Origin of the sequence: Corallococcus sp. NCSPR001, assembly GCF_017309135.1 — a bacterium.
Classification (GTDB): domain Bacteria; phylum Myxococcota; class Myxococcia; order Myxococcales; family Myxococcaceae; genus Corallococcus.
Genome location: NZ_JAFIMS010000002.1, coordinates 7,059,341 through 7,085,884 on the forward strand (window position 1 = coordinate 7,059,341; position 26,544 = coordinate 7,085,884).

The following is a 26,544-nucleotide window of genomic DNA, read 5'->3' on the forward strand; positions in this document are numbered from 1 at the left end:
GGGGAATGAAACGAGGGCGCCAGCCGCCGGAGTGTACCGGCCGCGGGCGCCCCCGGGCAATCATGCAAAACCTGTCAACCGGCGGGAATTATTGGCTTTCTTGCTCACCAGCCGAGGAAGCATTTTCCGTCGGTGCCGCCGCGGATTCGACGTCGTCGGCGTCCGCCTTGCTGTCCGCGGGGGGCGTCGCGGGGGCCTCGGGGAGGGCCTTCGCGCGCTCCAGGCCGGCGCTGTCGTTGAGCTGCGTGTACAGGGCGATGGCCTTGTCACGCTGCTGCAGCTCCTCCGCGAGCTGCGCGGCGCGGGGCAGGTGCTCCCCACCGAGCTTCTCGTAGAGAGGCAGCGCCTTGTCCTTGCGGCCCGCCTGCGTCCACGTCTCCGCGGCGGCGGTGATGTCGCCCAGGAGCTCCAGCCACCGGGCGCGGCCGGCGGGCTTCTGCTCCTGTTCGGCGCGGGCCAGCTCGCGCTTCGCGAGTTCCTTGGCCTCGTCCTCCAGGGTGAGCCGCTGCATGAAGTGGAACGCCTTCGGCGGAGGCAGGGGGCTCAGCACCTCCACCGCCTCGCGCCGCTGGCCCACGGCCACCAGCAGGGTCGCCGCGCCCAGACGGTCGCCGCGCTCCACCAGGGCCTTCACCTCCAGGCCGCGGATGCGGTTGGCGCTCGCCAGGTCCCGGGCGCGCTCGTACGCCTTGCGCGCCAGGGTCAGCTTGTTCGCGCGCTCGTAGGCGAGGGCCGCCTGGTCGAACTGCCGCGCGCGCTCGTAGAGCCGGGCGACGTTCTCGAAGTCGGCCTTGGCGACGTAGTGCTCCATGAGCAGCTCGTACGCGCCGGCCTTCTCCAGCGTGGGACCGATCTGCTCCGCGGGCAGCGTGCCCACGAGGCGACGGGCCGCGTCGTTGTCCTGGCCGGACAGCGCCGTGCGCAGCGCGCTCTTCAGGTCACCGCCCGCCTCGAACAGCCGGGTGGCATCCGCGAAGCTGTTGTTGCGCTCGTGCAGGCGCGCGGCGTCGCGCGTGCGGCCCATGGCTTCCAGCTGGGTCGCCTGCTCCTTCCAGTCGCCCGTCAGCTCCGGCATCGGCGCGCGCTCGGGGCGCTCACCGCGCGCAGGACGCTCGCCACGCTCGGGGCGCTCGCCCCGGGCAGGACGCTCGCGCCGCTCACCGGCCGCGCCGCGCTCCGGACGCTCGCCGCGAGGAGGACGGTCGCCACGCTCGGGGCGCTCACCCCGGTCCCGGCGCTCGCCGCGCTCCGGACGGTCACCGCGAGCAGGACGCTCCGCGCGCTCCTCACGGGCCGGGGCCGCGGGCTCCGGCGTCGGCTCACGGCCGCTCAGCGCGAAGGCCGCCTGGGAACGGTCCGCGTCGCCCGCGGCGCGCCAGACGCGGCCCACCAGCGACATCACGTCCACCCAGCCGTCGTACTTCTCCTTCGCGGGGTCCACCGCCGGCTTCGCGGGGGCGGCCTCGGCGGGCGCGCTCCCTTCGGCCGGCGCGGCCTCCTCGGCCGGAGCAGCACCCTCGGCGGCCGGAGCCTCCGTGGGCGCGGCTTCCGTGGAGGCCGCTGCCTCTGGCGCCGCGGCTTCCGCGCCCGCTTCCGGCTGGGGCGGCTTGGACTGACGCTGCACGCGCAGGAGCGTGGTGATGAGGCGGCCGCGCGTGTTGAGATCCAGGTCCTCGAGCGACTTGAGGTTCATGGTCCGCAGCGAGCGGACGATGGCCTCCAGCGGACCCTTCTCCGCCGGGAAGTCGTTCTTCGAGAGGGCCTTCTCCAGGACGCTCAGCTCGGCGATGACCCGCTGGCCAGGCCCCACCGGGCCGGCGTCGCGATCACGGCCACGGCCTTCACCCCGGCCGCGCCCTTCACCCCGGCCACCGCCAGGACCGCCACGACCGCCGAAGCCTCCCGGTCCGTCACGACGGGGCCCCTGGCCCGGCGCGCCCCCGTTCGGACCGCGTCCACCCGGACGCGATCCACCGCTTCCATTCTCCTGAGCCACGTGAATCTCCCGCTAGAACGCGTAGCGAATGTTGGGCGCCACCGCGAACCCGAAGGCGCCCTTGGAGGCGAGGTAGTTCCCCACGACCTCCAGCCCCACCGAGAAGTGGCGCAGCCGCGTGTAGTACTCCACTCCGGGCCCGGCAAACACAAGAATGTCGGAATCGGGGAGGAGCTTCTTGGGAGAAAACATCGCGTAGCCCACGCCGGCGCGGGCGTAGATCCAGGTGCGCTTGACCTCCTGGCTGTCGGCGAAGCCCACCAGGCGGGCGCGCAGCACGGCGCCGGGCACCAGCATGGTGAAGTCACCGGACGCGGCGCCCTGCGAGTAGCCGACGTATTCCGAGCCCGCGCGGTTGGCGGAGCCCATGAAGAAGACGCCCAGGGACAGGCGCTCGCCCAGGTCCACACCCAGCTCCACCTGGGCCATCTGGCCGGAGGAGAAGGGGCGCGGGCCGGAGTCCGCGGGCGGGTTGGTGATCCACGAGGGACCGCCGTACACGCCGAAGTACACCCCGCGCTCGACCTCGTTGAAGGTCACCGCGGGACGGTCCTGCATCGCGGAACCGGCGCTGGGGGTGTCCTGGGCGCCCGCCATCGCGGGAAGGAGGAGCGCGGCGCTCAGGGCAAGAGGAGCAAGGACTTTCTGCATGGAGGCGGCCTGGTGGGGGGCATGCCTCCCGCGGGGGCGGGAGGTTGAAGTGAAGAAGCGGGCAGCCCTGTGTCCAGAACCGCCCGCGCGAGTCACGGATGTGTTGATTCTACGTCAGTCACCGGCCTGCTTGAAGATGAACGGGTAGGTGACGATCACGGAGCCTCCACCCTTGGGCTCCGGGAACTTCCAGGTGCGCACGCGGCCGGCCACGCAGGTCTCCAGGTCCGAGTTGCCCGCCGTGGACTGCGCGACGTTGGACGTGGCCACCGAGCCGTTGGCGCTGATGATGAACTTCACGGAGACCTTGCCGCCCAGCTTGGGGAAGCGGTTGAGCAGGCTCTCGTAGCAGTAGCGGATCTGCCCGCGGTTGCGCTGGATGACCTGGCGGATGAGCTCCTTGTCCAGCGAGCCCATGACCTCCGGATCCGACGAGGTGATGCCCACGTCCACGCTCTGCTTGCCGCCGAGCGTGCCCACGCCGGTGCCGTAGCTGCCGCTGCCGCCGCCACGGCCCTTGGTGCCGATGCCGCCGATGCCGATGCTGTCACCGGTGCCGCCACCACCGCCGCCGCTGCCGCGAAGCCCCATGCCGCCGAAGCCGCCCGCGTCGCCCGCCTTGGCGCCGAACATGTTGCCCATGGCGCTCTTGAGCTCGCCGCCCAGGCCCGCCTTGCCGAAGATGGTGGAGATGCCGCCCTTGCCGCCGCCGAAGATCTTCGCGGTGAGGGCGCGCGCCTCGTCCTTCTTGTTCGGGTCGCCCTTGGGCGCGGTGCGGTTGTTGGCCTTGGGCGCGTCCTTCTTGCCCATCTGACCTTCGTCGCCGCGCTGCTTCTGGGCCATCTCGCCCGACTTCTTCTCCTTCTGCTGGTTCAGCTTCTCCAGGAACTTGTTCTTCTGGGTCTCCGGAGGCTTGATGATCAGCTTCGCGATGCGCGCGTCGTTGCCCGCGAGCTCATCCGCGTACTCGTCCCCTTCCCCACTCTGGTTCATGGAGTGGATGACGAACCCGGTGGCGATGAAGAACATCACCAGGAAGATATTGAGCGCCGTGTAGTCGATGTTCTCACCGAAGGGCACGACGACGCGCTTGGGCACCGGCTGGAACTGCGCCTCCAGCGTGAGGCCGCCCAGGTCCACCCAGACGAAGTCGTCCGCTTCCAGCGTGAGGCCGTAGGCGTCGCCGTCCTGGGAGGCCTTGCCGGACTCCATCACCGCTTCCAGGTCCAGCGTCTCGCCCTTGCGGGTGAGCTCGCCCTTCATCTTGCGCGCGAAGCGCACGGTGAAGGACTGGCCGTCGGTGCGCAGCACTTCGAACGAGGGGGCGCCCAGCTTGGAGTCGCCCATCACGAAGTCCACGCCCTTGGCGCTGCCCACCGTGAAGCCCTTCTTCGCGCCGGGGGGCACGAAGAACTCGCCCACGCGCTGGTCACCCCAGAGCAGGCGCAGCGACACGCCCTGCGGGCCGTTGGACTTGGTCTTGCGCACGGTGCGCACGCGCGGCGCGGCTTCCTGCTCCTCGTGCTCTTCTTCCCGCACGGGGGCCTTGGGAGCCCGCGCGGGCGCCACGGCGTTCTTCTGCGTGGGCGCGACGGACGCATCCAGCGCGGCGGGAGCCGGCGTCGCGGCGGGCGCGGTCGCGGCGGCCACGGGAGCGGGCGCGGCGACGGCCTGCGCGATGGCGGCGGCGGGGGCCACCGGCGCGACCGTGGGGTTCTTGTCCGTGGGCGCGTCCGCCTGCGCGACGGCGGCGGCCAGGTTCACCGCGGCGACGGCGGCCGGGTTCTCCAGGCGGATGGTGGTGCCACCCACGCGGACCTCGTCACCGAAGGAGACCTGCCCCTTGTTGACGCGCTTGCCGTTGACGTAGGTGCCCTCGACGCTGCCCATGTCGATGATGGACATGGAGCCGTCGGCGGCGACCTCGATGACGGAGTGGATGCGGCTGACCTTGTCGTCCTCCAGGCACAGGTGCGCGGAGGAAAGACGACCAATCTTGATGATGTCGCGCTCGTAGTCCTTGGAGGCGACCAGCGTGTCGCCCTTGAAGACCTTGAGTGTCAGGGGTACGGCCATGGAGGGCTCCCGGTAGGCTTTGGCGCTCTTGGACAACGGTGCCGGCGGAAGGTTCCCGCCGTTGATTCAATCCGTGGTGGGGGGATTACAGCTCGCCCACGGACTGCATCACCTTGTCCTCGAAGTCTTCGCGGATGCGGATGAGGTTGGAGTGCTTCACGGTCTTGCGCGCCTCGACGTACTCGCCATCCGGCTTCGTGAGGTCACCCTCGATGGTGTCGTCCTCGAAGTCGACGCTGGTCGTCTTCTGCATCTTCGCGCCGCCGCCCTCACCACCCCGCGCGCCGCCGCCCTCGTCCTGGGCGAAGGCCGGGGCCACCGACAACGTCATGCACAGCATCAGCCACTTCCGCATCCTGCCTCCACGTGGGGCCTTCCCAAGGCCCACTGGTGTTTCCGCATGGTGGGCCCCCGCCTCAGAAAAGCGAGGGGCTCACAAGGTTCGCATCTTCCCGAGCCGCGCCGCCAGCGTGAAGCCACTGGCGGGCGTCTCCCACATCACAGCAGGTCGTCCGTGGGCTCGTCGGAGTCCGCCGGTGCTGCATTCTTCTGGGCAGGGGCCGTCTGCGTGCCACCCGCCGGAGTGGCGGCCGGCTGCTGCGCGCCCGTGCCCGAGGCCGGCGTGGCCTGCGGGGCGGTGCCGGTGCCGGACGCGGGCGTCGCGCCACCCGGGGGCGTCTGGCCCTTCTGCTTCGCCTCTTCAGCCTTCATCGCGGCCTGCTGCTGGGCCTGGAGCGCCTCCATCTGCTTGGCCTGGGCCTCCGCGGCCTGCGCCTCGCGCTTGGCCTGCACGATGCTCTCCGCCTCGCGCATGAGCCCGAAGACGGGCGACTCAGCGTTGAGCGCGACCTCGCCGCCGGCGAGCGCGACGTACTTCTTGTAGAGCTCCACCGCGCGCTCGGGGGCGTCCTTCACCTTGTGCAGGATGATGCCGCGGTTGAGGTACGTGGCGCCCAGGTCGGGGTTGAGCTTCTCCGCCTCGTCGTACTCCTGCATGGCCTTGTCGTACTGGCCCTGGCCCTTGAGCGCGATGCCCAGGTCCACGTGCGCGGCGGCGTTCTTGCCGTCCGACTGCAGGATGCGGCGCAGGTGCTCCTCCGCTCCGGGGAAGTCCTCCGCGTTGAGCGCCAGCTGGGCCAGCTCCACGTGCGCGGGCACGTAGTCCGCCTTCGCTTCAAGGGCGCTCTTGAACTGCAGGCGCGCGCCCTCGTTGTCGCCCTCCTTGAGGAGGATGAGGCCCACGGCCTGGTGCAGCTCCGGATCCGTGCCGTCCAGCTTCACCGCGCGCAGCGCGACGAGCTTCGCCATGGCCAGCTGCTTGCGGTCCAGGTAGCTGCGGATCATCACCTTGAGGGCGTTGGTGTTCATCGGGTCGCGCATGAGCGCGGCGCGAGACAGCTCCATCGCCTTGTCGTGGTCGTTGTTCTGCCGGTAGATCTCCGCGAGCCGCGCGCGCGAGCCCGCGTCATCCGGGTAGCGCGTGAGCACGTCCTGGTAGAGCGCCACGGCGCCGGCCACGTCGCCGCCGTTCTGCTTCATGATGGCCAGGTTGTCGGACGCCTGGCGCAGGGACGGCTTCTTGGTGAGCGCGGCCGCGTAGCGGGCCTTGGCCTCGTCGGCCTTGCCCATGCGCTCGGCGATGACGCCCAGGTTGTACTCGGCCTCGGCCAGGTTCTGGTCCGCCTCCAGGGCGGCCTTGAACTTGCGCTCCAGCGACGGGTAGTCGAACGCCTTGGCCTTCTTCTGCGCGTCGAAGGACTTCACCGCGTCATCGAACAGCAGCATGGCGCGGTTGGAGATGGAAACCGGGCCCGTGGGGGCGGCCACGGGCTTGGCGACGGCGGCCGGGGTGTTGGTCTGCGTGGTGGAGCAGCCGACAGCGGTCAGCGCCAGCGTGGCCAGCAGGAGGGGGCGGAACGGGTGCATGCGGCGATTCATTAGAGGAAGTCCTCCGGCTCCTGATCATCAACGGTCTTCTTGGGGGCGCCGTCCTTGGACGCGGCGGCGGGCTTGGCGACCTCGGACTCGGTCTGCTGGCGGAGCGCGTTCGTCAGCGCGGACAGGTCCTCGTTGAGCGCCTCGCTCTTGGCCTGCTTCTCCGGTTCCACCTTGGTGACCGGAGGCGGGATGTCCTGCACGGCGGCCAACAGGTCGCCGCCCAGCACCAGCTCCTTGTTCTTCAGCGCGAGCTTCTCCTCCAGCACCTCCGGGTAGCGGTCCGGGGCGTAGGTGGTGCGGAGGATCTTCAGGCTCGCCGCGGCGCAGTCGTTGAACACGCCCAGCTCACGGCTCTTGGCCACCGCGCCGGAGAAGGCCTCCGTGGCCTTGTCCTTGAGCGGCTGGGCCTGGTTGGCGAACTCGTCGCGCAGGGCCTGCTGCGACTCCTCGTCCAGGCCGCGCGGCATGGGCGCGTTCACGACGAGCTCCGCCATGTGGTCATACGCGAGGCCAATGCGCTGCAGCGCGCAGATGGCGGGCTCCGGGGCGCCCAGGGCCACGGTCTGCACGTACTTCTTCTGCACCACCTCCAGCGCGCGGCCCTTGTCGGCCAGCGAGCCCTTGAAGCGCTCCGGCGACGGCGGCACGCCCCAGTACAGCTTCAGGCGCTTGAACTCGTTCCAGTCCGGCTCGATGGCCAGCAGGTTCGCCTGCGCGGCGGCGGCGAGCGCCGGCTTCTCCAGCGCGGTCTGCTGACGGCGGGGCAACTGGTCGAAGTACTCGAAGATGCGCTTGTTCATGCGGCGCACGTCGTTCGCCTTCCGCATCTTCGTGTAGATGTCGACGATGCGGCCCTCGGCCATGAGGAACTTGCTCTGGGAGCGCATGTTGTCGCGCTCGTACTCCTCCAGCAGCTTGATGGCCTTCATGTACGCGCCCTGCTTCACGTACAGGTCCACGACGGACAGGAACGCGGCCTCCGCGTCCTTCGACTTGGGCCACAGCTCGATGTAGTGCTCGCGGTTCTTGAGCGCGGCCTTCAGCTGGCCCAGGCCCTCGCGGTAGGTGGCCGCGTTGAACAGGGCGATCTGCGCCTTGGACTCGTCCCACTTCTGCACCACCGCGGGCTTCGCGGGCGCGTCGTCGTTGGAGGCCTGCCTCGACTTGCCCCGGGCCTTGCTCTTCGCCCTGGCCTTCGCCGCCGGAGCGCCGCCCTTCTCGTTCAGGTTGCGCTCGTAGCCGCGCACGTAGAGTTCGTAGGTGCCCGCGGCCTCCTCGAAGTCGCCGATGGCCTCCAGCGCCTCCGCGTTCGCGTAGATGGAGTCCGGCACGTACTTGGACCGGGGGTACTCCGCGAACAGGCGCTTGCGGACCTCGATGGCCTTATCCAGGCTCTTCGCCTTGTAGTAGTCGACGGACGCGTTGTAGAGCGCCAGGTCCGCGATCTCCGTCTGCGGGAAGTCGTGGACGAAGTTCAGGTACGCCTCGGCCGCCTTGGAGAACTCCTTCTTCTCCTCCAGCTGGCTGACCAGCTTGAACGACGACTGTTCAATCAGCTTCGCCAGGTCGTCGCGGAACTTGCCGGTGGCCAGCTTGTCGTTGGCGTAGAAGCGGCGGGCCCACTCGTTGACCTTCGCGAAGTCGCCCAGCAGGTTGTACGAGTCGAGGATGAGGTTGGCGGCGATCTCGGCCGCGCGCTGCCCGTCCTCGAACTTGTACTCGGGGTAGCCGAGCGCGATCTCAGAGAAGCGCAGCACGGCTTCGTCGAAGTGGTTGTGGCGGTAGTAGATGTTCGCCGCCTTGAAGGCGATCTCCACGCGCTTGTCGCCCTTGGGGACGTACTTGAGGTAGCGCTCGCACGCGTCCAGCAGCGACTTCTTCAGCGTGGGGATGGCGATCTTCTTCTGGATGTCCGTGCCGGCGGACTCGGACTTGGCCTCGCCGCGCGCCTCGGCCGCCTTGACGACTTCGTCATAGGCGAGCACGGCGTTGTAGGAGGCGTTGGTCAGCCACTTGCCCGGCTTGCCCGGCTTGGGCTTGCCCTTGTCGTCCTTGGCCTCCAGCACCTTCGCGTCCTGGAGGACGACGAGCGTGTAGTTGGCGGCGGCCTTCTCGAAGTTCTGGAGGTTGTCGTTGAGGAGCTCCGCCCAGAAGAAGCGCAGGTCGTACGCCTTGGGGTTCTCCGGGAAGAGCGTGAGGTAGTCGCTGTACACGGCGTCCGCGTACTTGAAGGTCTCCTCGCTGCGCGTCTTCTTGCCCTCGTTGTGCCAGGTGACGGCGAGGTTGGAGAGCGTGCGCTCGGACAGCTCCTTCGCCTCCGCGAGCGCCTTCTTGTCCTTGTCGTCCTTGATGACGCCGGAGGACTCCACGTCCTTCATGATCTTCACGAGCCGGCGCACCTGGGCCACGGTGCGCTCCTTGTTGCCCATGCGCAGGATGCAGTCGACGATCTTGCCCTGGAAGCCAGGGGCCTCCGGAGACAGCGGCTTCTCCTTGATCAGCGCGTTGAAGGTGATGGCCGCTTCGCGGTCCTTGCCGTCGCCGTAGTACAGGTTCGCGAGCTGCTTCATCATCGCGAAGCGGTCTTCCGGATTGGTGGCGACCTTGCCGAAGTCCGCGCGGGCCTGCGTGACGTCACCCTCGCGGGCGTAGGCGCGCACGTAGTCGTTGCGCGCTTCACGCACCAGCGAGCCCTTCGCCTTGGCCTTGCCGTCCTTCTCCACGGCGCCGGCGCCGGCCAGCTCACCGTAGAGGACCACGGTCTTGTACTTGTCCTTCGCGGACTCGTACTCGCCCATGTTGAAGTAGCACCAGCCCTGCTTGTAGAGGGCGAAGGCGTAGACCTGGTTCTCCGGGTACTCGGCGGCCTTCTTGTACGCGGCGAGCGCCTTCTCCAGCTCCGGGCGCTTGCCCTTGGAGTTGTTGAAGTAGTACTCGCCGAAGGCGAAGTACGCGTCCGGGATGTACTTGGACTGCGGGTACTTCTCAATCAGGCGCTTGAACGCGACGAGCGCCTTCTTGTCCTGCCCGTCCTCCATCAGGTACTGGCCGAGGAAGAAGAGCACCTCGTCCGTGCGCTCGAACTTCGGGTACTCCTGGACGATCTTCGTGTACTGCTCGACGGCGTACTTGCCGTTCTCCTTCACCTTCGCCATCAACTCCGCCTTCTCCGCCTTGGCCTTCTGCTGGCCCGCGGCGTCGTTGCGGTTCATGGCGACGATGAGCTCGTCGTCCTTCCGGTTGGCTTCGAAGAAGAAGAACTTCGACTCCTCCCAGTAGAGCTCACCCAGGCGGAACAGCAGGCTGGGGGCCTCCTTCTGATCAGGAGACAGCGAGATGATCTTCCTCAGCGATTCGATCTGTTCGCGGCGCTTGGAAGCGACCTGCACTTCCACGCCCAGGCGGAACTGATCATATTGAAGCGCGGGAGCGGCCTGCTGGGCTTCCTTCGGGCGCGTGATGTCGCCGGCGAGGGACTTGTCCACGGTGGTGGTGGACTTCTTGCCCAGGTCAGCGTCGCGCAGTGCTTTCTTCTCCTGGGCCGAAGCCATGGAAGTCAGGAGAACGAGGCAAACGAGTAGCGAGCGGCGCATGGTCTTCCTAGGAGCGGGGAACCGGCGTCCCTGGATGCCTGCTTGCTTGGCAAGTGTCCGGGAATCTTCGGGAATTTCCATGAGGGGACCCGTACTATGCGCGGTTTGCGCAAGGCGGGTCAACTCAGACGACGGGACGTCCGGTCCGTCGGATAGCAGGCGGGAAAACTTCAATTTCGTTGTGCGCCAACACCCTTCCAGACAGCGACAGGAAGGTTGCACGGCAGGCCCCAACAGGTATGGGAGGCTGGCGGCTGTTCGTCTGGCCGCCCTGCCTGGAGTGGTTGTCGGATCATGAGTCTTCTGCCGGAGAGCGCCAGCTTCGAGGAGTTGGTGCAGGACTACTTCCTCGCGGTGCGCGGCGCGGGCCTGATGTTGTCCGCGCTGGACACGGAGCTCGTCACCGCGTGGGCGCGGGAGGGCGTGCCCTTCGAGGTCGTGGCGCGTGGCATCTCGCGTTCGGCGGAGAAGGCGCTGTGGGACGCGCGGCCCGGAGAGCCGGTGCTGCGTTCGCTCAGGGCGTGCCGGCGCCAGGTGGAGACGGAGATCCGCAAGTACCGGGACCTGACCGCGGGCCAGGGAGAAGAGGCGCCCGTGGCCTCCTCGAAGAAGCGCCCTGCCCGTTCGTGGGAGGAGGTGCGGCACGCGCGGCTGTGCGCGGCGCTGCGGGCGCTGACGGAGCGTGAGGCCACGCTGGCGCCGCGGGTGCACCGGCTGCTGGACACGGTGCTCGCGTGCGTGCCGCGCGAGCCCGCGGCCATGGATCAGCAGGAGGCCTGGGCGCTGCTGGCGCTCCTGCGCGCCCTGCCCTTCGCGGAGCGACGCACGGTGTGGCGGGATGCGCGCACCGGTGAACAACAGCTGATGACGGTCCGCGCGCGGCGGGTGGCCCGGCGCTTCCGGCTCCAGGCGGCCGTCAGACGGCGGCTGGCCATGAAGGAAACCTGAGGGGTTGTCCCCTTTTAGCGCGCCTGAACGAAAGTTCAGCAGGCTGACGCCCGGGGGGGACGGTGTTATGGCTGGGCGCGATGGCTGCCAAGGCGAACGGCGAGGCGTGTGGGCTGTGCGGCGGGCGGACGTACCTCATCGAGCGGCGCGGCGAGCTCGCGACCGCGCGGGTGTGTACGTGCTCCGTGGACTGCCCGATGTGCGGTGGACGCGGGCACAGGCTGGTGGAGAAGGAAGGCACCTTCAGCGCGAAGGTGGGCCCCCGGACGTATGAGGTCCTGGAGCCGTGCGTGTGCACGCTCCGGCGCACGCGGGTGGCGCTCTACAACGACGTGCAGATGCCGGGCGTCATGGCGCACGCGTCTTTCGACAACTACCGGCCCTTCAACGAGGCGCAGGACCGCGGCCGCGGCGTGGCCATGCACTTCGCCAATCAGTACGTGAAGGGCGCGACGAACAAGGGCTTCGTGCTGAGCGGGCCTGTCGGCACGGGCAAGACGCACCTCATGGCCGCGACGCTCGGGCACCTGGTGCTGGAGATGGGCGTGAAGTCCCGCTACGTCGAAATCTCCCTCCTCTACGCGACCATCCGGCGCGGCTTCCAGGACGGCAAGAGCGGCGGGGAGATCATCGGGCCGCTGTCGGAGGTGGAGGTCCTCGCCATCGACGAGCTGGGCAAGGGGCGCGGAAGTCCCTTCGAGATGGAGACGCTCGATGAGCTCATCGCCCGGCGCTACAACGCGGGGCGCACGACGCTCTTCGCCACGAACTACTCGCTGGAGCCGGAGCGCAAGGGCGCGCGGAGCAGCGCGCCTTCGGGCTACCGCACCACCGACGACGCCCGCTCCGCCATGAAGGACGCGGAGCTGCTGCGCGAGCGCGTGGGCGAGCGCATCTACAGCCGCCTCTGCGAAATGTGCACCTTCGTGGAGCTGCCGCGCGACACCCCGGACCGGCGGCGCACGCGGCAGGAGATGGACGCGCCGCCGCCCATGGGTGGCATGCGCAACCCGGGCCGGTAGTCAGCGCTTGATGGCGCGCACCAGCGAGTTGCCCGCGTCCGCCACGTAGAGGGTGCCATCCAGCCCCACCGCGAGCCCGGCGGGCAGCACCAGTTGGGCCTCCCTGCCCGTGCCGTCATCCGCGCCATAGCGGCCACTGCCCGCCAGCGTGGTCAGCTTCTCCGGCTCGCCGGACGCGTTGAAGGTCAGCCGGCGCACGCGGTAGTTGCCGGGGTCGGAGATGGCGAGCGAGCCGTCCTGCAGCAGCGCCAGGCCCAGGTACGGCAGCATCTGGCCCTCCTTCGGATCACCGTCGCGGAAGCCGGGCGTGGAGCCCGCCACCACGGTGGTGACGCCGTCGCGCACCCGCACCACGCGCGCCATGCCGCTCTCCACGACGTAGGTGGTGCCGTCCGCCGTCTGGACCACCGCGGAGGGACGATAGAGCCAGTCGCCCTGGAGCGTCGTCACCGGGTTGCCGGGCGTCACCATGTCGATGCGGCGGATGACGCTGTTGTTCAGGTCCGCCACCAGCAGCGCCGTGCCGTCCGGCGTGAAGGACAGGCCCGCCGGCTGGTTGAAGGCCGCCGACAGCGCCGGGCCATCCTGATAGCCCCACGTGGTGCCCGCGAAGACCTCCGCCTTGCCCTCCGGGGAGATGCGGCGGATGAGCGCGTTCTCGGTGTCGGACACGTAGATGTTGCCCAGCGCGTCCGCGGCGATGCCCATGGGGCCGTAGAGGCCGGTGAGCACCGTGTGGATCTTCCCGTCCGGCGACACGCGCTTCACCGTGTTGCCCAGCGCGTCCGCCACCGCCCAGCCGCCATCCGGCAGCACGGCGACCGCGAGCGGCGCGCCCAGCTCATCCGGCGCCACCTTCGCGCCCGACTGGCAGCGCTTGCCGGGCTGCCCCGCCACCGTCGTCACGGACGCGGCGAACGGCCCCGTGGGCGTGGCCGCGGCCGGAGGCTGGAACTTCACCAGGTCGCCCGGCAGCTTCCGGCCCAGCGCCTTGTAGAGCACGTTGGCCACGATGCGGCCCGCGCGCGGATCCGCCACGCGGTCCGCCACCCCGGCCAGCTTCTGCACGAAGTCGATGCCGCCCGCGGAGAAGACGTACGCGTCCCCCTGCTTGCGCACCACCATGTGCGCGAAGCCGAAGCCACCCTGGAGCGACAGGGAGGGCGACTCCGCGAGCACCTCCACGTTGGAGGGCTGGCGGCCGTTGGACACCAGTTGATCTACCTCGTAGCCGTTCGCCATCCACAGCGTGTCACCGGCCTTCAGGCCCGTGCCGGTGAAGGCCCAGTGGTCCGGGTTGGTGATGACGGTCGGGAAGGGCCACTGGTGCCAGCGCGCGGCGAACTGCACGCCCAGCAGCGCGTTCTCCGGACGGGGCGCGGGCAGGTCGCGGAACTTCACCGTCCTGCGCTGGTCCTTGTACGGATCCTCGGGCGCGCCCTTGTAGCAGGTGACGACGCGGCGCGGCCGGCCGTCCGCGGAGGGCTCCATCCGCACCTGCCAGTACGCGTTGTTCGCGCCCAGGTTGATGATGGAGCGCCCTTCCGACAGCGCGCGGTCCGCGTGGTCGCGCTGCCTGGAGGACCAGTACTCGTCGTGGCCGGACATGAAGAGCACCTTCGCGCCACGCAGGAAGTCGTAGCTTTCGTCCATGTCCTCGTCGGTGAAGTAGCCCACGTCCAGGTCCTGCGACTCCAGCCACGTCACCAGGCTCAGGTCGTCCAGCATCAGGTGCCCGGAGCCCTGGCCCCGGTAGTAGGGCCGGTCGTACGAGGACTGGAAGGCGCGCGAGACGCCGTGCGCCTTCATCACGCCCTTCTGATCATCGTAGAGGCTGGTGCCGCCCCAGGTGTTGTACGCCGCCCAGTTGGCGGTGGGCATGAGCACCGCGACCTCCGCGCGCGGATTGGCGTCCCGCACGAAGAAGGGCACGTAGCGTGAGGGCCGGTCGTCGCGCACGAGCTTCACCACGTACACGCCGCGCACCCAGTTCTCGCCGATGGGGATCTCCAGCGTGGGCGACCAGGAACAGGCGATGACGCCCGTCGCCGGATCCGCCGGACAGTCCGCCTGCCGCGTGCCCTGCACCGGGCCGCCGCGCGCGACCTCGCGGGCGCCCACGCCGCCGTAGTAGCCCAGGCGGTAGACGAACCAGCTGAACTTGCGCTCCTCGGAGAGGGACACCGCCACGCGCAGCGACTCGCCCTGCGTCAGGGTGGCCTTGAGGGGGTAGCCTTCGATTTCACGGCTGTTGGCGTTCTTGTCGATGCGCCACCCCGTGGTGCCCTTCCTCTGGTTCTCCTTGTGGACGGCGTCCGGGTCGCGCTCGGGCAGCGCGCTGCCACCGTCGGGCAGCGTGCCCGCGTCCGGCTCGTCGTCCGGAATGCCCGCGTCATATTCGGGAACGACGATGCCGCCGTCCGGACCGATGACGCCTGCGTCGTCGTTGCTCAGCGGCGGATCATCATGGCGGTCACCCGGAGGAGGCGTGCCCGGTGCCGGACCGGAGTCCTTGCACCCCGACGCCCCCGTCACCAGGAGCGCCAGCACCACCCCCAGTCCCATCCAGCGCCGCCCGTGTGCCATGCCCGACCCTCCAAGGTATCCAGGGGGAGAGGGTAGGCATCGGCGTCTCAGAGGGAAGCACCCTGCCCCCATTGGGAAAGGAAGTTCGACATCGGATGTCGAGTCGTCCCCAGGGACAGCACGTAAATCCTCGGATCAACGCAGGTTGCGAGGGCGCGGAGCGTGTCAGCTACCGAGCAGTTCGCGGTGCAACCGGGCCGTGAGGGTCTTCAGATGCGCCTTGTCCACCAGCAGGGTCACCTGGAGTGGCGAGGTGCTCACCGCATGGACCCGGGCGTTCAGGGCTTCCGCGGCGGAGAGGGCCTTGCGCAGCGGCACCCAGTCCGCGTTGAGGCCCACGCCCACACAGGTGACCGTGCCCCAGCCGTCCTGCCAGTCCACGCCCGCGCCAAAGCGCGTGGCCAGCTCGCGCTGGAGCGCCTCCGGGCCGTGGATGTCCGCGAGCGGCACCGCCAGGTACGTGCGCCCCGGCGCGCCCGGCAGTCCGTCATGGGCCAGCGTGCGGCCCCTTACGGCGCGCGCGTCCAGGAACTCGAGCAGCTCCTGGAGGGGCACGCTGGCGTGGGCGACGAGCACGGCCATCTCCGCGTCCGCCGTCACGCCCTTGACGCGGCTGTCGGTGGGCACGGCGAGCTCCTGCACGCTGGTGCCGGTGCCCTGGCCGTGCGCGGTGCGCGCGAGGATGGTGATGCCGCGCGCCTTGGCCCACTCCACGGCCTGCGCGTTGAGCACCTTGGCGCCCGCGCTCGCCAGCTCCTGCATCTCGTCGTAGCTCAGCGACTCCAGCTTGCGCGCGTCCGGCACCACGCGCGGATCCGCGCTGAAGACGCCGTCCACGTCCGAATAGATTTCACACGCTTCCGCATCCAGCGCCGCCGCCAGCGCGACCGCGGTGGTGTCGGAACCGCCGCGCCCCAGCGTCGTGACCTCCTTCTTGTAGGAGACGCCCTGGTAACCCGCGACGATGACGACCTTGCCGTGCGCCAGCTCGTCCTGGATGCGGTAGGGCCGCACCTCCACGATGCGCGCCTGGGCGTGCGCGTCGTTGGTGATGATGCCGCTCTGGCTGCCGGTGAAGCTGATGGCCGGAACGCCCTGCTCCTGGAGCGCCATGGACAACAGCGCCATGGAGATGCGCTCGCCGCAGGTGAGGAGCATGTCCAGCTCACGCCGGGGCGGGTCCTGGGACACGCTCTTGGCCAGCGACAGCAGGTCATCCGTGGTGTCGCCCATGGCGCTCACGACGACGACCACCTGATAGCCCGCGTCCCGCTTCTGCTTCACGCGCCGCGCGACCTTGCCGAGCTTCTCCGCGTCAGCGACCGATGAGCCGCCGTACTTCTGCACCACGATTGGCATCCACGCCTCGCTTCCGGGGCAGTGTAGAGTTCGCCCCCGCGCATGCCAATCACCGAGAAGCCCATCATCGAGGTGCGCAACCTCACCCGGCGCTACCGCGATCGCGTGGCCATCGACGACCTGTCCTTCACGGTCGGTGAGGGCGAGCTGCTGGGCTTCCTGGGCCCGAATGGAGCCGGCAAGTCCACCACGATGAAGATCCTCACCGGCTTCCTGCCCCCCTCCGGGGGCAGCGCGAAGGTGGCGGGCTTCGACGTGTCCACGCACCCGATGGAGGTCAAACGGCGCATCGGCTACCTGCCGGAGACGCCGCCGCTCTATCCGGAGCTGACGGTGCACGGCTACCTGGCGTTCGTCGCGGCGCTCAAGCAGGTGCCCGGCCGCGCGGTGAAGGCGGAGGTGGCGCGGGTGGCGGGGCTCACCGGCGTGGACGACGTGATGGGCCGCGTGCTCCAGAACCTGTCCAAGGGCTACCAGCAGCGCGTGGGCATCGCGCAGGCGCTCATCGGTTCGCCGCCGGTGCTCATCCTGGACGAGCCCACCGAAGGCCTGGACCCCACGCAGCGCGCGGACCTGCGCGCGTTGATCCGCGGCCTCGCGGGGAAGCACACGGTGCTGCTGTCCACGCACATCCTCCCGGAGGTCACGGTGACGTGCGAGAAGGTGCTCATCCTCCACCAGGGCCGCGTGGTGGCCCATGACGCCATCGACCAGTTGGCGAAGGCCCATGGCCAGGCCGAGCACGCGTCGTTGGAAGAAGTCTTCATCAAGCTGACCGCCGCCTGAACAGGAACCTCCAGCGCATGCGCACTGCCCTGGCCATTGCCCGCAAGGAGCTGGCCGTCGCCTTCACCACCCCGTGGGCCTACGCCGTGTTCACGGCGATGGCGGCGCTCTCGTCGTTCTTCTTCGTCAGCCTGCTGGAGCAGTTCCAGCAGGTGCAGGCCCTGGCGCGCGAGCACGGCTGGAGCAAGCTGCCGCCGGACTCCATCGTCTACCGCAACCTCACGGACGGCGTGGTGGTGCAGCTGTGGGGCGTGGTGTTGATCCTCACGCTCTTCGTCGCGCCCTTCCTGTCCATGCGGCTGTTCGCGGAGGAGAAGCGCCAGAAGACGTTCGCGCTGCTGCTCACGACGCCGGTGCGGCCGGTGGACATCGTGCTGGGCAAGTACCTGGGCGGCCTGGGCCTCATCTTCGTCACGCTGGGGCTGACGCTGGTGTTCCCGGTGATGCTGTCCGTGGTGGGCACGGGCCCGTCCGGCTCCGCGCTGGAGTGGCCCACGGTGCTGCTGGGCTACGGCGCCGTGCTGCTGTGGGGCGCGACGTGCATGGCGGTGGGGCTGTTCATCTCCGCGCTGACGGAGAGCCAGATGCTGGCGGCGTTCCTCACCTTCACCGTTCTGCTGCCGTGGATGCTCCTGCGCGGCGTGGCCCAGTCCACCGCGGAGCCGCTGCGCTCGGTCCTGTCCTATCTGTCCTTCGACACGCAGTTGCAGGGGATGATCCAGGGCGTCCTGGAGGTGCAGGCGCTGGTGTTCTTCGCGTCCGTCATCCTGTTCTCGCTGCTGCTCACCCACCGCGCGGTGGAGGCGCAGCGCTACGCATGACCATGAGAGCGACCCACGTCACCCGGGTGCTGGGGGCCTTCGGCCTGCTGCTGCTCGCGTCCAGCCCCTTCACGCTGTTCCTCACCTCCGGCAGCGTGACGCTCGCCGCGGGCAAGGCGGTGCTGGGCGCGGCGATGCTCGCGGCCTACGTCGTCACGCACCGGCAGGAGTTGGGGCGCGCGGGCACCCGCCGCACGGGGCGGTTCTTCGCGTCCTCCGTGCTCACCCTGCTGGCGGTGCTGGGCGTACTGGTGGCGCTCAACGTGCTCGCGTTCCGGAAGAACAAGCGTTGGGACCTGACGCAGGAGCGCATCTTCTCGCTCGCGCCGCAGACGGTGCGGACGCTGGCGGGCTTGAAGGAGAAGGCGCACGCGCTGGCGCTCATCCCGCCCACGCATTCGTCCTATGGAGAGCTGGAGGAGCTGTTCCGCCGCTACCACGAGGCGGCGCCGGAGGCCTTCGACTACGCCTTCGTGGATCCGCGCCGCGAGCCGGCCCTGGCCGCGAAGTACCAGCTCAAGGACGGGCAGACGCTGGTCGTCGTCTCCCGTGGCGAAGGAGCTGCCGCGCCCCACACCACCCTGCCCGTCCCCGCCGAGCAGGAGCTGACCAACGCCCTGCTGCAACTGAGCGCGACGGGCGCGCAGAAGGTGTACGTCCTCGAAGGACACGGCGAGTGGTCGCTGGAGACGGCCGGCGAGGGGCTGACGGAGCTGCGGCGCCAGCTGCTGCGCGAGGGCTACCGCCCCGAACCGCTCAACCTCCTGGGCCGCAAGGAGGTGCCTCGCGACGCGGGCCTGGTGATCATCGCGGGCGCGAAGCAGGCGTATACGGCGCCGGAGGTGGCGGCGCTGCGCACCTACCTGGGCGAAGGCGGGCGGCTGCTCTACTTCACCGACGCGAACACGGACGACGGGCTGGGCCTGTTCCTCGCGGACTACGGCGTGCAGGTGGACGAGGGCGTCGCGGCGGATCCGCAGTTCAACTCGGGCAACCCGTTCGTCCTCGTGTCGAACTTCTACGGCAAGCACCCCATCACGCGTCCGTTGCAGGAGCGCGGCTTCAACATCCAGCTGCCCACGCCGCGCAGCTTCACGCTCGTCCGCGAGGGCTTCCTGCTGCCCGGCGTGAAGGTGGAGCCCGTGCTGCTGAGTTCCCCCTATGCGTGGGTGGAGTCGCGGCCCCTGGAGGACACCACTCCGTCCAGTGGCGAGAAGATGGGGCAGCTCACGCTGGTGGCCGCCGCGTCCCGGGACACGCGCGCGGCGGAGCACAAGCGCTACGACGAGGCGCGGTTGGTGGCCGTGGGGGATTCGGAGCTGCTGTTGGATCCGAACTGGGGCTACGAGGCCAACCGCAACCTGGTGATGAACGCCCTGGGCTGGGCGTCCCATCAGGCGGAGAAGATCACCCTGCGCCCTCCCGACCGTGAGACCTCCACCCTGGAGCTCGGGGAGGACCAGTTGCGGACGCTGCGCTTCGTGTCCACTGACCTCCTGCCACTGTCACTGCTGGGCGTGGGACTCGCGGTCTGGTTGTCGCGGAGGAACCGGTGAGGATTTCCACCATCATGATGTTGGGGCTCCTGGCCGTGGGCTGTTCGCGCGATGCGGAGAAGCCCCCTCCCCCGCCGAAGCTCTTCGCGACGGAGCCCACCGAGCGGCCACGTGGCGCGACTCCGGATCCGACGCCCGTCTTCACGCACCTGACGGTGAAGGCCCACGGCGCCACCACGGAGCTGGAGCGGACGCAGGAGGGCTGGCGGATTGTCTCTCCCGTGGAGGCGAAGGCGGATCCGTACGCGGTGGAGGCCCTGGTGCAGCAGCTCACCTCGGCGAAGTTCAAGTCCACCGTGAATGCCTCGCCAACGGACGCGGACCTGAAGAAGTACGGGCTCACGTCCCCGGCGTTCACCGTCACGGCGAAGGCCTACCTTCCGGACGCGAACGGCGAAGGCGCGGAGGATCCGTCCCGTCAGCGCACCGTGACGCTGGCCGGTGGAGATGAGAATCCCTTCGATGGCTCCGTCTACGTGCGCCGTGAAGGCGACGCGACCGTATACGCGGCCGACGGCGCCGTGAGGTACTCGCTGGACAAGGGCCCGTTCGAGCTGCGCGCCAAGGAGTTCCTGGGGCCGCTGGACCTCGCGTCGCTCCAGTCCATCGAAGTCAAGGCGAAGGACCACGCGTACACGCTGATGCGCGAAGCGGACGGCAAGTCGTGGCGGATGGAGAAGCCGGAGCCCACCCGCGCGAACACCAGCCGGCTGACGGACCTGCTCAAGGCTTTCGAAGGTCATCAGGCCCTGTCCTTCCCCCAAGACACCGCCGCCCACCGGAAGGCCCTGGGCTTCGACACACCCGTCGTGGACGCGCGCTTCATGCCTGCCTCCGGTGAGCCCATCCGCGTCAGGCTGGCGCAGGTGACTCGCGATGGCGCGACCGTCGTCCATGCCCTTCGCGAACAGGGCTCTCGCTCCACGCTGGCGGAGGTGGAGGCCCGCGCGCTGACGACGCTGGACGTGGGCGTGCAGGAGTTGAAGGACCGCCGGGTGCTGTCGTTCCCGCGCGACGCCGTGCGGCGCCTGGAGTTCCGCCCCGGCGGCGAGGCCGCTCCCGTGGTGGTGACGCGCGGCGAGGGCAACGGCGACGCATGGCAGGTGGAGGGGCCCAGCGGTGGCCGCGCTCAGCACTTCCGCGTGCTGAAGCTCCTGGGCCGGCTGGAGGCGCTCAAGGCCACCGCGTTCGGCGAGGCGAAGGTGAAGCATTGGGAGCGCTACGGCATCAGCGACGCGTCCCGGGGCGTCGTGCTGCGCGACGCGGACGGACGCGAGCTGGCGCGACTGTCGCTGGGCGACGCCGTACCGGACACGGAGGACCGGCTCTACGCACGGGGCTCCGGGCCGGACCTGGTGGAGGTGTCCATGGGCGCGGTGGCGGACCTGCCCACTCGCGCCGCGGACCTCCAGGAGGCGACGGACGCCGGAGCTCCCCCGCCCTGAGGCGGCGCTACACCTCCATCAAGGCGAAGCGCTGCTCGGGCGTGAACTTGGTGAGCAGCGGCATGGCCACGTTGAACACCGGGATTCCGCTCTTCGTCTTGCCCTCGAGCGCGCCGTGGTGCGCGTGGCCGTGGAAGACGTAGGCCGCGCCGTAGTGGTCGATGGGCATCGACAGACGGCTCGTCCCCAGGAAGGGACGGATCTCGATGTTCTCCCCCTCCAGCGTCTCCGGGATGGGGGCGTAGTGCATGATCACGACCTTCTTCGGCGTGTCCAGGTGGCTGAGCGCGGCCTCCAGCTTGAGCGACTCGGTGACGGCCTCCTGCACGAAGGACTTCGTCTGCCCCTCGCCGAACGCCTGCAACGTGGCGTTGCCGAAGCCGCCCCCGAAGCCCTTCACCCCCGCGACGCCCAGCACCTTCTCGAAGATGAAGTGGTCCCCGTCGAGGATGTGCACGCCGACCTTGGAGAGCTCCGAGCAGATGTCCTTCACCTGCCCGTGCTCGTAGTCGTGATTGCCCAGCACCGCGGCGCACGGGACGCGCAAGGCCGAGAGCTCCTCGGCCAGCACCTTGCCCTCTTCAATCATCCCGCGGTCCGTCAGATCCCCGCACAGGAGCAGCAGGTCCGCCGAGGCGTTCACCTGTTTGACGAGCTGACGGAAGCGCCCGTGCTGGTCCTCCCGGCAGTGCAGGTCACCGACCGCTGCCAGTCGAATCTTCGAGCTCGGATCTCGCGCCACGGGTTCCCCCCTCGGGTCTGTCCTGTTCGTCCCACGCCCTGCCGTCCCCAAAGCCCCAGTGGTGGATGTCCACGTGATAGTTCACCTTGGACACCAGGTTGCCCCGGCACAGCTTCTCGTCCCAGCTGCCGTCGCGCACCGTCTGGAGCGTGCGGCTCATCAACTCCGTCATCACGTAGTTGGGCACGATGTCGCGCTCGCTGGGATACGCGAAGCGGAACATCATCAGGTGGCTGAGCAGCACCTCCCAATAGCGGTCGAAGCGCCGGAGGATGCGGTCCCAGTCCATCTCCCGCCCCGCCTTGAGGATGAGGTGGTTGATGTCCGCGCCGTCATAACGCTCGCGCTCGGTGACGAAGGCCTTGGACCAGATCATCTCCTCGGCGGGCGCGATGAGGCACTCGTAGCCGAAGATGGTGGCCTTCCTGGCGTTGGTGAACCACTCGTCGTCCACCGTCGCCACGCCGTTGCCGGAGGAGAAGATGAAGTCGACGAAGTAATCGCCCTTGTACGCCTTGTAGAGCCAGACCTCGTCGGGCCGCTCCGTGCGCCAGCCATCCTTCTCCAGCACGTCCAGGGCGCGGATGGCGTCCTGCTTGCGCGGGAACAGGTCCAGGTCCTTGGTGTCGCGGTAGATGCCGGTATAGGTGGCGTAGGCATACGCCCCCCCCACCACGAACGGCACCCCGGCCTCATGGAGCAGACCGACGGCTCTGGCGCGGGCGTTGATCTCGTCCGGCGCACGATCCCGCTCGGCCAGCGTGGCGTCCGTACTCATCTCCCCGGGATGGTTCGGGTGTCGTTTTTCCATGGGCGAAAGGTAGGGATGGCCCATTTCAACCGTCGGGCAGGCGGGCGCGGGTGGCCGGAGAGCAGGCAGCCAGACGCCAAACGCTTGGTTTCACTGTGCTTTTCCACCTCTAGCGAGCGCTTTTTCTGTTTTTTGGTCGGCCTGTGTCCATAGGGGCGAATTCATTGCCGCACGGCCCGCGCAAGACGGGCCCTGAAAGGACGCCCGACCATGCTGCGCAAGAGCTTGCTGTGTGCCTCCCTGCTGTTCGTCGGCTGCAACGACACCGTGGCCAATGACGCGGACACGTTCCGTGAGGGCCTGCCCTCCAAGGAGATGACGCAGGTGAAGGCGCCGAAGGCGAACGGCCAGGGCCTGACGGCGGCCGGCCCTTCCGCGCAGTACGGCCAGGGGCAGAAGGCGGAGTATTACCAGGCGACGGTGAACGCCACGGTGGCGGTGAACGGCGGCACGCTGTGGGTGCTCAATCTCATCGAGCAGATCTCCAAGTATCCGCCGACGACGTTGGAGGAGAACAAGGCGGTGTGGGGCCCGAGCACGGAGGCGCTGAGTCCCACCACGTGGCGGCTGACGGTGACGAAGTCGGGGGAGGCGTCGTTCTCCTGGGTGCTGGAGGGCAAGGCGAAGGCCGAGGAGGACAGCGCCTTCCGCGCGGTGCTGTCCGGCACGCAACAGGTGACGGTGGACGCGGACGGGGAGCGCGTGAAGGGCTACGGCTCCGGCGAGCTGTTCATCGACTGGGACGCGGCGCACACCCTGCCGGATGCGGACGACAACGTGGGCACGGTGGAGATCCGCTACGCGCGCCCGAGCGCCTCCGTGGAGGCCACGGTGGACGCGGACTTCCACCAGGTGCGTGACGAGAAGGACCCCAACAAGCGCGTGGACGGGACGTACCACTACAAGGCGTCCGCGACGGCGGGCGGCGAGTTCGAGTTCGCGACGAACGAGGACATCGACAACGGCGACCCGCTGCGCGCGAAGCTGGAGCGGCTGTCCATCAAGAGCCGCTGGACGGCGACGGGGGCGGGCCGCTCGGACATCAAGGTGACGGGGGGCGACCTGGTGGGCGAGGCCACGCTGAACGAGTGCTGGGACACGAACTTCCTCAGCACCTACTTCCGCGTCAGCCTGGACCCGCGCCTGGGCTACGGCGAGGCGGAGGCGGCCTGCGGCGGGTTCACGGCGGCGGTGTACTCGTCGCTCTGAGCCGGGTCGCGGTAGGCTTGCGCCGCGCGTGACCGGACCGACCCCGCTGGCCCTGAAGGTAGTGCCTCCCCGTCCCAACGAGGACCGGCGGGCCGTCCTGCGCGAGCTGTATGTGAAGTACGGCGGCAGCGTGCGTGAGCGCTGCCGCTACCTGCTGAAGGACGCGAGCCGGGCGGAGGACGCGATGCATGACGTCTTCGCCCGCGCGCTCGTGCACGGGGAGTCGTTCCGGGCGGAGGCGTCTCCGCTGACGTGGCTGATGAAGATCGCCACGCACCACTGCCTCAACCAGTTGCGCTCGGAAGGGGCGGCGTGGAGGAAGTGGTTCGCGAGGGACGAGGCGGCCCGTTCCGAGGGCCATGGCGGCGCGGAGGCGATGGAGACGCGCGACCTGGTGCGCAAGCTGCTGGCCCGGGTGGACGCGGAGACGCAGGCGGCGGCGATCCACTACCACGTGGACGGGATGACGCTGGAAGAGGTGGCCGCGGTGCTGGGGCGTTCGGTGCCCACGGTGCGCAAGCGGCTGGAGCATTTCGCGGAGCTGGGTGGAGAGGAGCTGAGCGTCCGATGAGCGCGCACGAGTCGAGCTGGACATTGCGCCGCCTGCACGCTGGTGAGCTGCCCACCCAGGAGGCGAACCGCGTCCGGGAGCATGCGGAGGCGTGCGACGCATGTGGCGCGACGCTGAGGTCCTTCGCGGACGCGCAGGCCGCGTTCGAGGCGGAGGTCCCGTTCGAAGGTTTCGAGGCCGGCGTGGAGCGGGCGCGCGCGAGGCAAGCCGCGAGAGAGCCGGCGACGCGCGCGCAATGGGTCCGGCCGCTGATGGCGGTGGCGGCGTCCGTGGTGGTGCTGGTGCTGGCGCGTCCGCTGCTGGAGACCGGCGGGAGGACGGATCCGGTCCAGCCGCCCGTCGCGGGCAACCGCATCAAGGGCGGCGCGGTCGCGGAGCTGCGAATCGGTGGAGGCGTGGATCCGCAGCGGGTGGCGAGCACGGAGGCGCCGGAGTCGCTACAGCCCGGTGAGCGCGTGCGGTTGGGCTACACGGCGGACGCGTACCGCTACGTGGCGGCGCTGTCGGTGGACGCGCAGGGAGAAGTGACGCCGCTGTATCCGGAGTCCGGGGACAGCCTCGCGGTGGAGCCGGGCGCGGGGCAGCACTGGCTGCCGGAGAGCGTGGAGTTCACCGGCGCGGGTGCGGAGCGCGTGGTGCTGGTGCTGACGGACGCGCCCGTGTCCATGGACGCGCTGAGCGACGCGGCCCGGAAGGCCTTCAACGCGGCGGGCCGGGACGTCACGCGCATGGCCCCGCTGGACGTGGCGGGCGCGCAGACGCAGTGGATGCTGTTGAAGCCATGAGCGACGGCCCCGTGAGACAGGTGCTCGCTCCTGTGGCGGTCTGGGCACGGAGCCTGGTTTCGGCGATGCGGGCCTCGATTTCCGCGCTGGTGCTGGCCTCCACCGCCGCGCACGCGGACACGCTGCACCGCTTCGCGCTCATCGCGGGCAACGACACGGGCGGCGCGGATACGCGGCCCCTGAGCTACGCGCGTGACGATGCGCGCAAGATGCACGACCTGCTCACGCGGCTGGGCGGCGTGTCCCCGGCCGACGCGAAGCTCCTCCTGGACGACGACGCGAAGAGCTTCCTCGTCGCGTTGTCGGAGCTGGAGCAACAGGCCCGCGCGGCCCAGGCCCGCGGCGAGCGCACCGCTCTGTTCGTCTACTACTCCGGCCACGCGAAGGACGGCGCGCTGCGGCTGGGGGATTCACGGCTCGCCTTCGACGCGCTCAAGCGCCGGCTGGCCGACGCGCCCGTGGACATCCGCATCGCCATCCTCGACTCCTGCCGCTCGGGTGCGCTCACCCGCACCAAGGGCGCTCGCAAGGCCCCGGCCTTCGACGTGGAGTCCGGCGCCGCACGCGATGCCCGGGGCGTCGTCATCCTCACCTCCAGCGCCGCGGACGAGGACTCGCAGGAGTCGGACGCGCTGGGCGGCAGCTACTTCTCCCATCACCTGGCCAGCGGCCTGCTGGGGGACGCGGACCGCAGCGGCGACGGCCGCGTGACGCTCTTCGAGGCGTATTCGCACGCCTACGCCCGCACCGTCGCGGACACGGCGGACAGCAGCGCGGGCCCGCAGCATCCGACGTTCAGCTACGACCTGGCGGGCAACGGCGACCTGGTCCTCACCGACCTGCGCGCGAGCGCCGAGGGCCTGGTCGTCCCCGGCAACGCCCCCGCGGGCTCCTACTACTTCGTGGACCCGGGCGGACTCGTGGTCGCGGAGCTGGACAAGGCCGCGGACACCGAGCGCCGCGTCGCCCTGGCCCCCGGCACCTACCGCGTGAAGCGCCGGCTCAGCGACCGGCTGCGCATCGGCGAAGTGGAGGTCGCTCGCGGGCGCACGACCATCCTGCAGGAGCCGCGCTTCAAGGACGCGCCCTTCTCCGACGACCCCGTGAAGGGCGCCATGCTGGACAAGGGCACGTGGTGGACCTTCGGACTCACCGGCGGCTTCCAGTCCTTCTTCGACGCCCAGACGCGCCAGTCCCTCTTCCTCTCCGTGCCCCTCTTCGGCGCGGAGGCCGAGCTGCACGACTACTTCCGCCGCGACTGGGTCTGGGGCTTCGACGCGGCGGTGGGCGGCACGAACGGCGTGCTGGCCCTGCCCACGCTGGCGGGCCCCACGTACCGCTACTCCGTGGTGAACGTGGGCACCAGCCTCACCGCGGAATGGCCCGTGGGCCGCTTCGCTCCGTTCGTGGGCGTGCGCGTCGCGTACCTCATCATGGGCCGCAAGTTCGACGACGCGGCATTCCCGGATCAACGCTTCGCCATGGTGTCACCGGGCCTGGCGACGGGCGCGCGCGTCCAGCTCACGCGCAGGTTGAACCTCACCGCGCGCAGCCGCCTGCAGTACCTCCAGTACACCGTCGACGCGCAGCGCTCCCTGGGATTCTGGGAGCTGGCCGCGCTCCTCACGTACGAGCCATGAGGGAGCACG

The 26,544-nt window shown here is 69.5% G+C and carries 21 protein-coding genes; 10 read left to right on the forward strand and 11 right to left on the reverse strand.

Features of this window, described 5'->3' with window-relative positions; genetic code table 11:
- Positions 1 to 88 precede the first annotated feature (88 nt).
- The 7 genes from JYJ93_RS30055 to JYJ93_RS30085 form a co-directional block, all read right to left on the reverse strand.
- On the reverse strand, positions 89 to 1,810 hold the full coding sequence (locus JYJ93_RS30055; RefSeq protein WP_206798008.1) for a DEAD/DEAH box helicase: 1,722 nt from the start codon (positions 1,808 to 1,810) through the stop codon (positions 89 to 91).
- A complete protein-coding gene (locus tag JYJ93_RS30060) occupies positions 1,777 to 1,974 on the reverse strand; it encodes a hypothetical protein (protein ID WP_206798009.1) in 198 nt (65 codons plus the stop codon). Before JYJ93_RS30060 ends, JYJ93_RS30055 begins: the two co-directional genes overlap by 34 nt.
- 34 nt (positions 1,975 to 2,008) lie before the next feature.
- Positions 2,009 to 2,647, reverse strand: a complete 639-nt coding sequence (gene cglE / locus JYJ93_RS30065; protein WP_206798010.1) for an adventurous gliding motility protein CglE — start codon at positions 2,645 to 2,647, stop codon at positions 2,009 to 2,011.
- Positions 2,648 to 2,761: 114 nt separating this feature from the next.
- Positions 2,762 to 4,723, reverse strand: a complete 1,962-nt coding sequence (gene gltG / locus JYJ93_RS30070) for an adventurous gliding motility protein GltG (protein ID WP_206798011.1) — start codon at positions 4,721 to 4,723, stop codon at positions 2,762 to 2,764.
- A gap of 85 nt (positions 4,724 to 4,808) precedes the next feature.
- Positions 4,809 to 5,078: an adventurous gliding motility protein CglF gene (cglF, locus tag JYJ93_RS30075; RefSeq protein WP_206798012.1), complete on the reverse strand. Its 270-nt coding sequence runs from the start codon at positions 5,076 to 5,078 to the stop codon at positions 4,809 to 4,811.
- 143 nt (positions 5,079 to 5,221) lie between these two features.
- Positions 5,222 to 6,661 carry an adventurous gliding motility TPR repeat lipoprotein GltE gene (gltE, locus tag JYJ93_RS30080; protein WP_206798013.1) on the reverse strand — a complete coding sequence of 480 codons (1,440 nt, stop codon included), beginning with the start codon at positions 6,659 to 6,661 and terminating at the stop codon, positions 5,222 to 5,224.
- Positions 6,661 to 10,254: a tetratricopeptide repeat protein gene (locus JYJ93_RS30085; RefSeq protein ID WP_206798014.1), complete on the reverse strand. Its 3,594-nt coding sequence runs from the start codon at positions 10,252 to 10,254 to the stop codon at positions 6,661 to 6,663. Before JYJ93_RS30085 ends, gltE begins: the two co-directional genes overlap by 1 nt.
- A gap of 294 nt (positions 10,255 to 10,548) precedes the next feature.
- On the opposite strand from JYJ93_RS30085, the gene JYJ93_RS30090 reads away from it, so the two are divergent.
- Together JYJ93_RS30090 and JYJ93_RS30095 are read left to right on the forward strand one after the other, a co-directional pair.
- Positions 10,549 to 11,202, forward strand: coding sequence for a hypothetical protein (locus JYJ93_RS30090; protein ID WP_206798015.1), 654 nt, complete (start codon positions 10,549 to 10,551; stop codon positions 11,200 to 11,202).
- 80 nt (positions 11,203 to 11,282) lie between these two features.
- On the forward strand, positions 11,283 to 12,224 hold the full coding sequence (locus JYJ93_RS30095) for an ATP-binding protein (RefSeq protein ID WP_206798016.1): 942 nt from the start codon (positions 11,283 to 11,285) through the stop codon (positions 12,222 to 12,224).
- On the opposite strand, the gene JYJ93_RS30100 is transcribed toward JYJ93_RS30095, so the two are convergent.
- Together JYJ93_RS30100 and JYJ93_RS30105 are read right to left on the reverse strand one after the other, a co-directional pair.
- Positions 12,225 to 14,810, reverse strand: coding sequence for a N,N-dimethylformamidase beta subunit family domain-containing protein (locus JYJ93_RS30100; RefSeq protein ID WP_206798017.1), 2,586 nt, complete (start codon positions 14,808 to 14,810; stop codon positions 12,225 to 12,227). It abuts the gene before it with no gap.
- A 165-nt stretch (positions 14,811 to 14,975) separates the two neighbouring features.
- Positions 14,976 to 16,169, reverse strand: coding sequence for an aspartate kinase (locus tag JYJ93_RS30105; protein ID WP_206798018.1), 1,194 nt, complete (start codon positions 16,167 to 16,169; stop codon positions 14,976 to 14,978).
- A gap of 42 nt (positions 16,170 to 16,211) precedes the next feature.
- Here JYJ93_RS30105 and JYJ93_RS30110 point away from each other — a divergent pair, with 42 nt between their 5' ends.
- From JYJ93_RS30110 to JYJ93_RS30125, 4 genes are read left to right on the forward strand one after another with little or no spacing between them, the layout of a single operon-like run.
- Positions 16,212 to 16,955 carry an ABC transporter ATP-binding protein gene (locus tag JYJ93_RS30110; RefSeq protein ID WP_206798019.1) on the forward strand — a complete coding sequence of 248 codons (744 nt, stop codon included), beginning with the start codon at positions 16,212 to 16,214 and terminating at the stop codon, positions 16,953 to 16,955.
- 17 nt (positions 16,956 to 16,972) lie between these two features.
- Positions 16,973 to 17,776, forward strand: a complete 804-nt coding sequence (locus JYJ93_RS30115) for an ABC transporter permease subunit (RefSeq protein ID WP_206798020.1) — start codon at positions 16,973 to 16,975, stop codon at positions 17,774 to 17,776.
- Between the two features lie 2 nt (positions 17,777 to 17,778).
- Positions 17,779 to 19,332 (forward strand): Gldg family protein, encoded by a 1,554-nt coding sequence (locus tag JYJ93_RS30120; RefSeq protein ID WP_206800520.1) that lies wholly within the window; start codon positions 17,779 to 17,781, stop codon positions 19,330 to 19,332.
- 14 nt (positions 19,333 to 19,346) lie between these two features.
- On the forward strand, positions 19,347 to 20,777 hold the full coding sequence (locus JYJ93_RS30125) for a DUF4340 domain-containing protein (protein WP_242543979.1): 1,431 nt from the start codon (positions 19,347 to 19,349) through the stop codon (positions 20,775 to 20,777).
- 7 nt (positions 20,778 to 20,784) lie between these two features.
- On the opposite strand, the gene JYJ93_RS30130 is transcribed toward JYJ93_RS30125, so the two are convergent.
- Together JYJ93_RS30130 and JYJ93_RS30135 are read right to left on the reverse strand one after the other, a co-directional pair.
- Entirely contained in the window at positions 20,785 to 21,489 is a 705-nt protein-coding gene (locus JYJ93_RS30130) for a metallophosphoesterase (protein WP_120594297.1), read from the reverse strand.
- Entirely contained in the window at positions 21,473 to 22,297 is an 825-nt protein-coding gene (locus JYJ93_RS30135; RefSeq protein WP_206798022.1) for a nucleotidyltransferase, read from the reverse strand. The genes JYJ93_RS30130 and JYJ93_RS30135 overlap by 17 nt, the downstream gene beginning before the upstream one ends.
- A gap of 243 nt (positions 22,298 to 22,540) precedes the next feature.
- On the opposite strand from JYJ93_RS30135, the gene JYJ93_RS30140 reads away from it, so the two are divergent.
- The 4 genes from JYJ93_RS30140 to JYJ93_RS30155 all read left to right on the forward strand — a co-directional run bounded on the left by JYJ93_RS30140 (position 22,541) and on the right by JYJ93_RS30155 (position 26,535).
- Positions 22,541 to 23,539 (forward strand): hypothetical protein, encoded by a 999-nt coding sequence (locus JYJ93_RS30140; protein WP_206798023.1) that lies wholly within the window; start codon positions 22,541 to 22,543, stop codon positions 23,537 to 23,539.
- A 28-nt stretch (positions 23,540 to 23,567) separates the two neighbouring features.
- Positions 23,568 to 24,110: a sigma-70 family RNA polymerase sigma factor gene (locus JYJ93_RS30145; RefSeq protein WP_014395374.1), complete on the forward strand. Its 543-nt coding sequence runs from the start codon at positions 23,568 to 23,570 to the stop codon at positions 24,108 to 24,110.
- Entirely contained in the window at positions 24,107 to 24,895 is a 789-nt protein-coding gene (locus JYJ93_RS30150) for a DUF4384 domain-containing protein (RefSeq protein ID WP_206798024.1), read from the forward strand. Before JYJ93_RS30145 ends, JYJ93_RS30150 begins: the two co-directional genes overlap by 4 nt.
- Positions 24,896 to 24,960: 65 nt before the next feature.
- Positions 24,961 to 26,535 carry a caspase family protein gene (locus JYJ93_RS30155; RefSeq protein ID WP_206798025.1) on the forward strand — a complete coding sequence of 525 codons (1,575 nt, stop codon included), beginning with the start codon at positions 24,961 to 24,963 and terminating at the stop codon, positions 26,533 to 26,535.
- Positions 26,536 to 26,544: the final 9 nt, after the last annotated feature.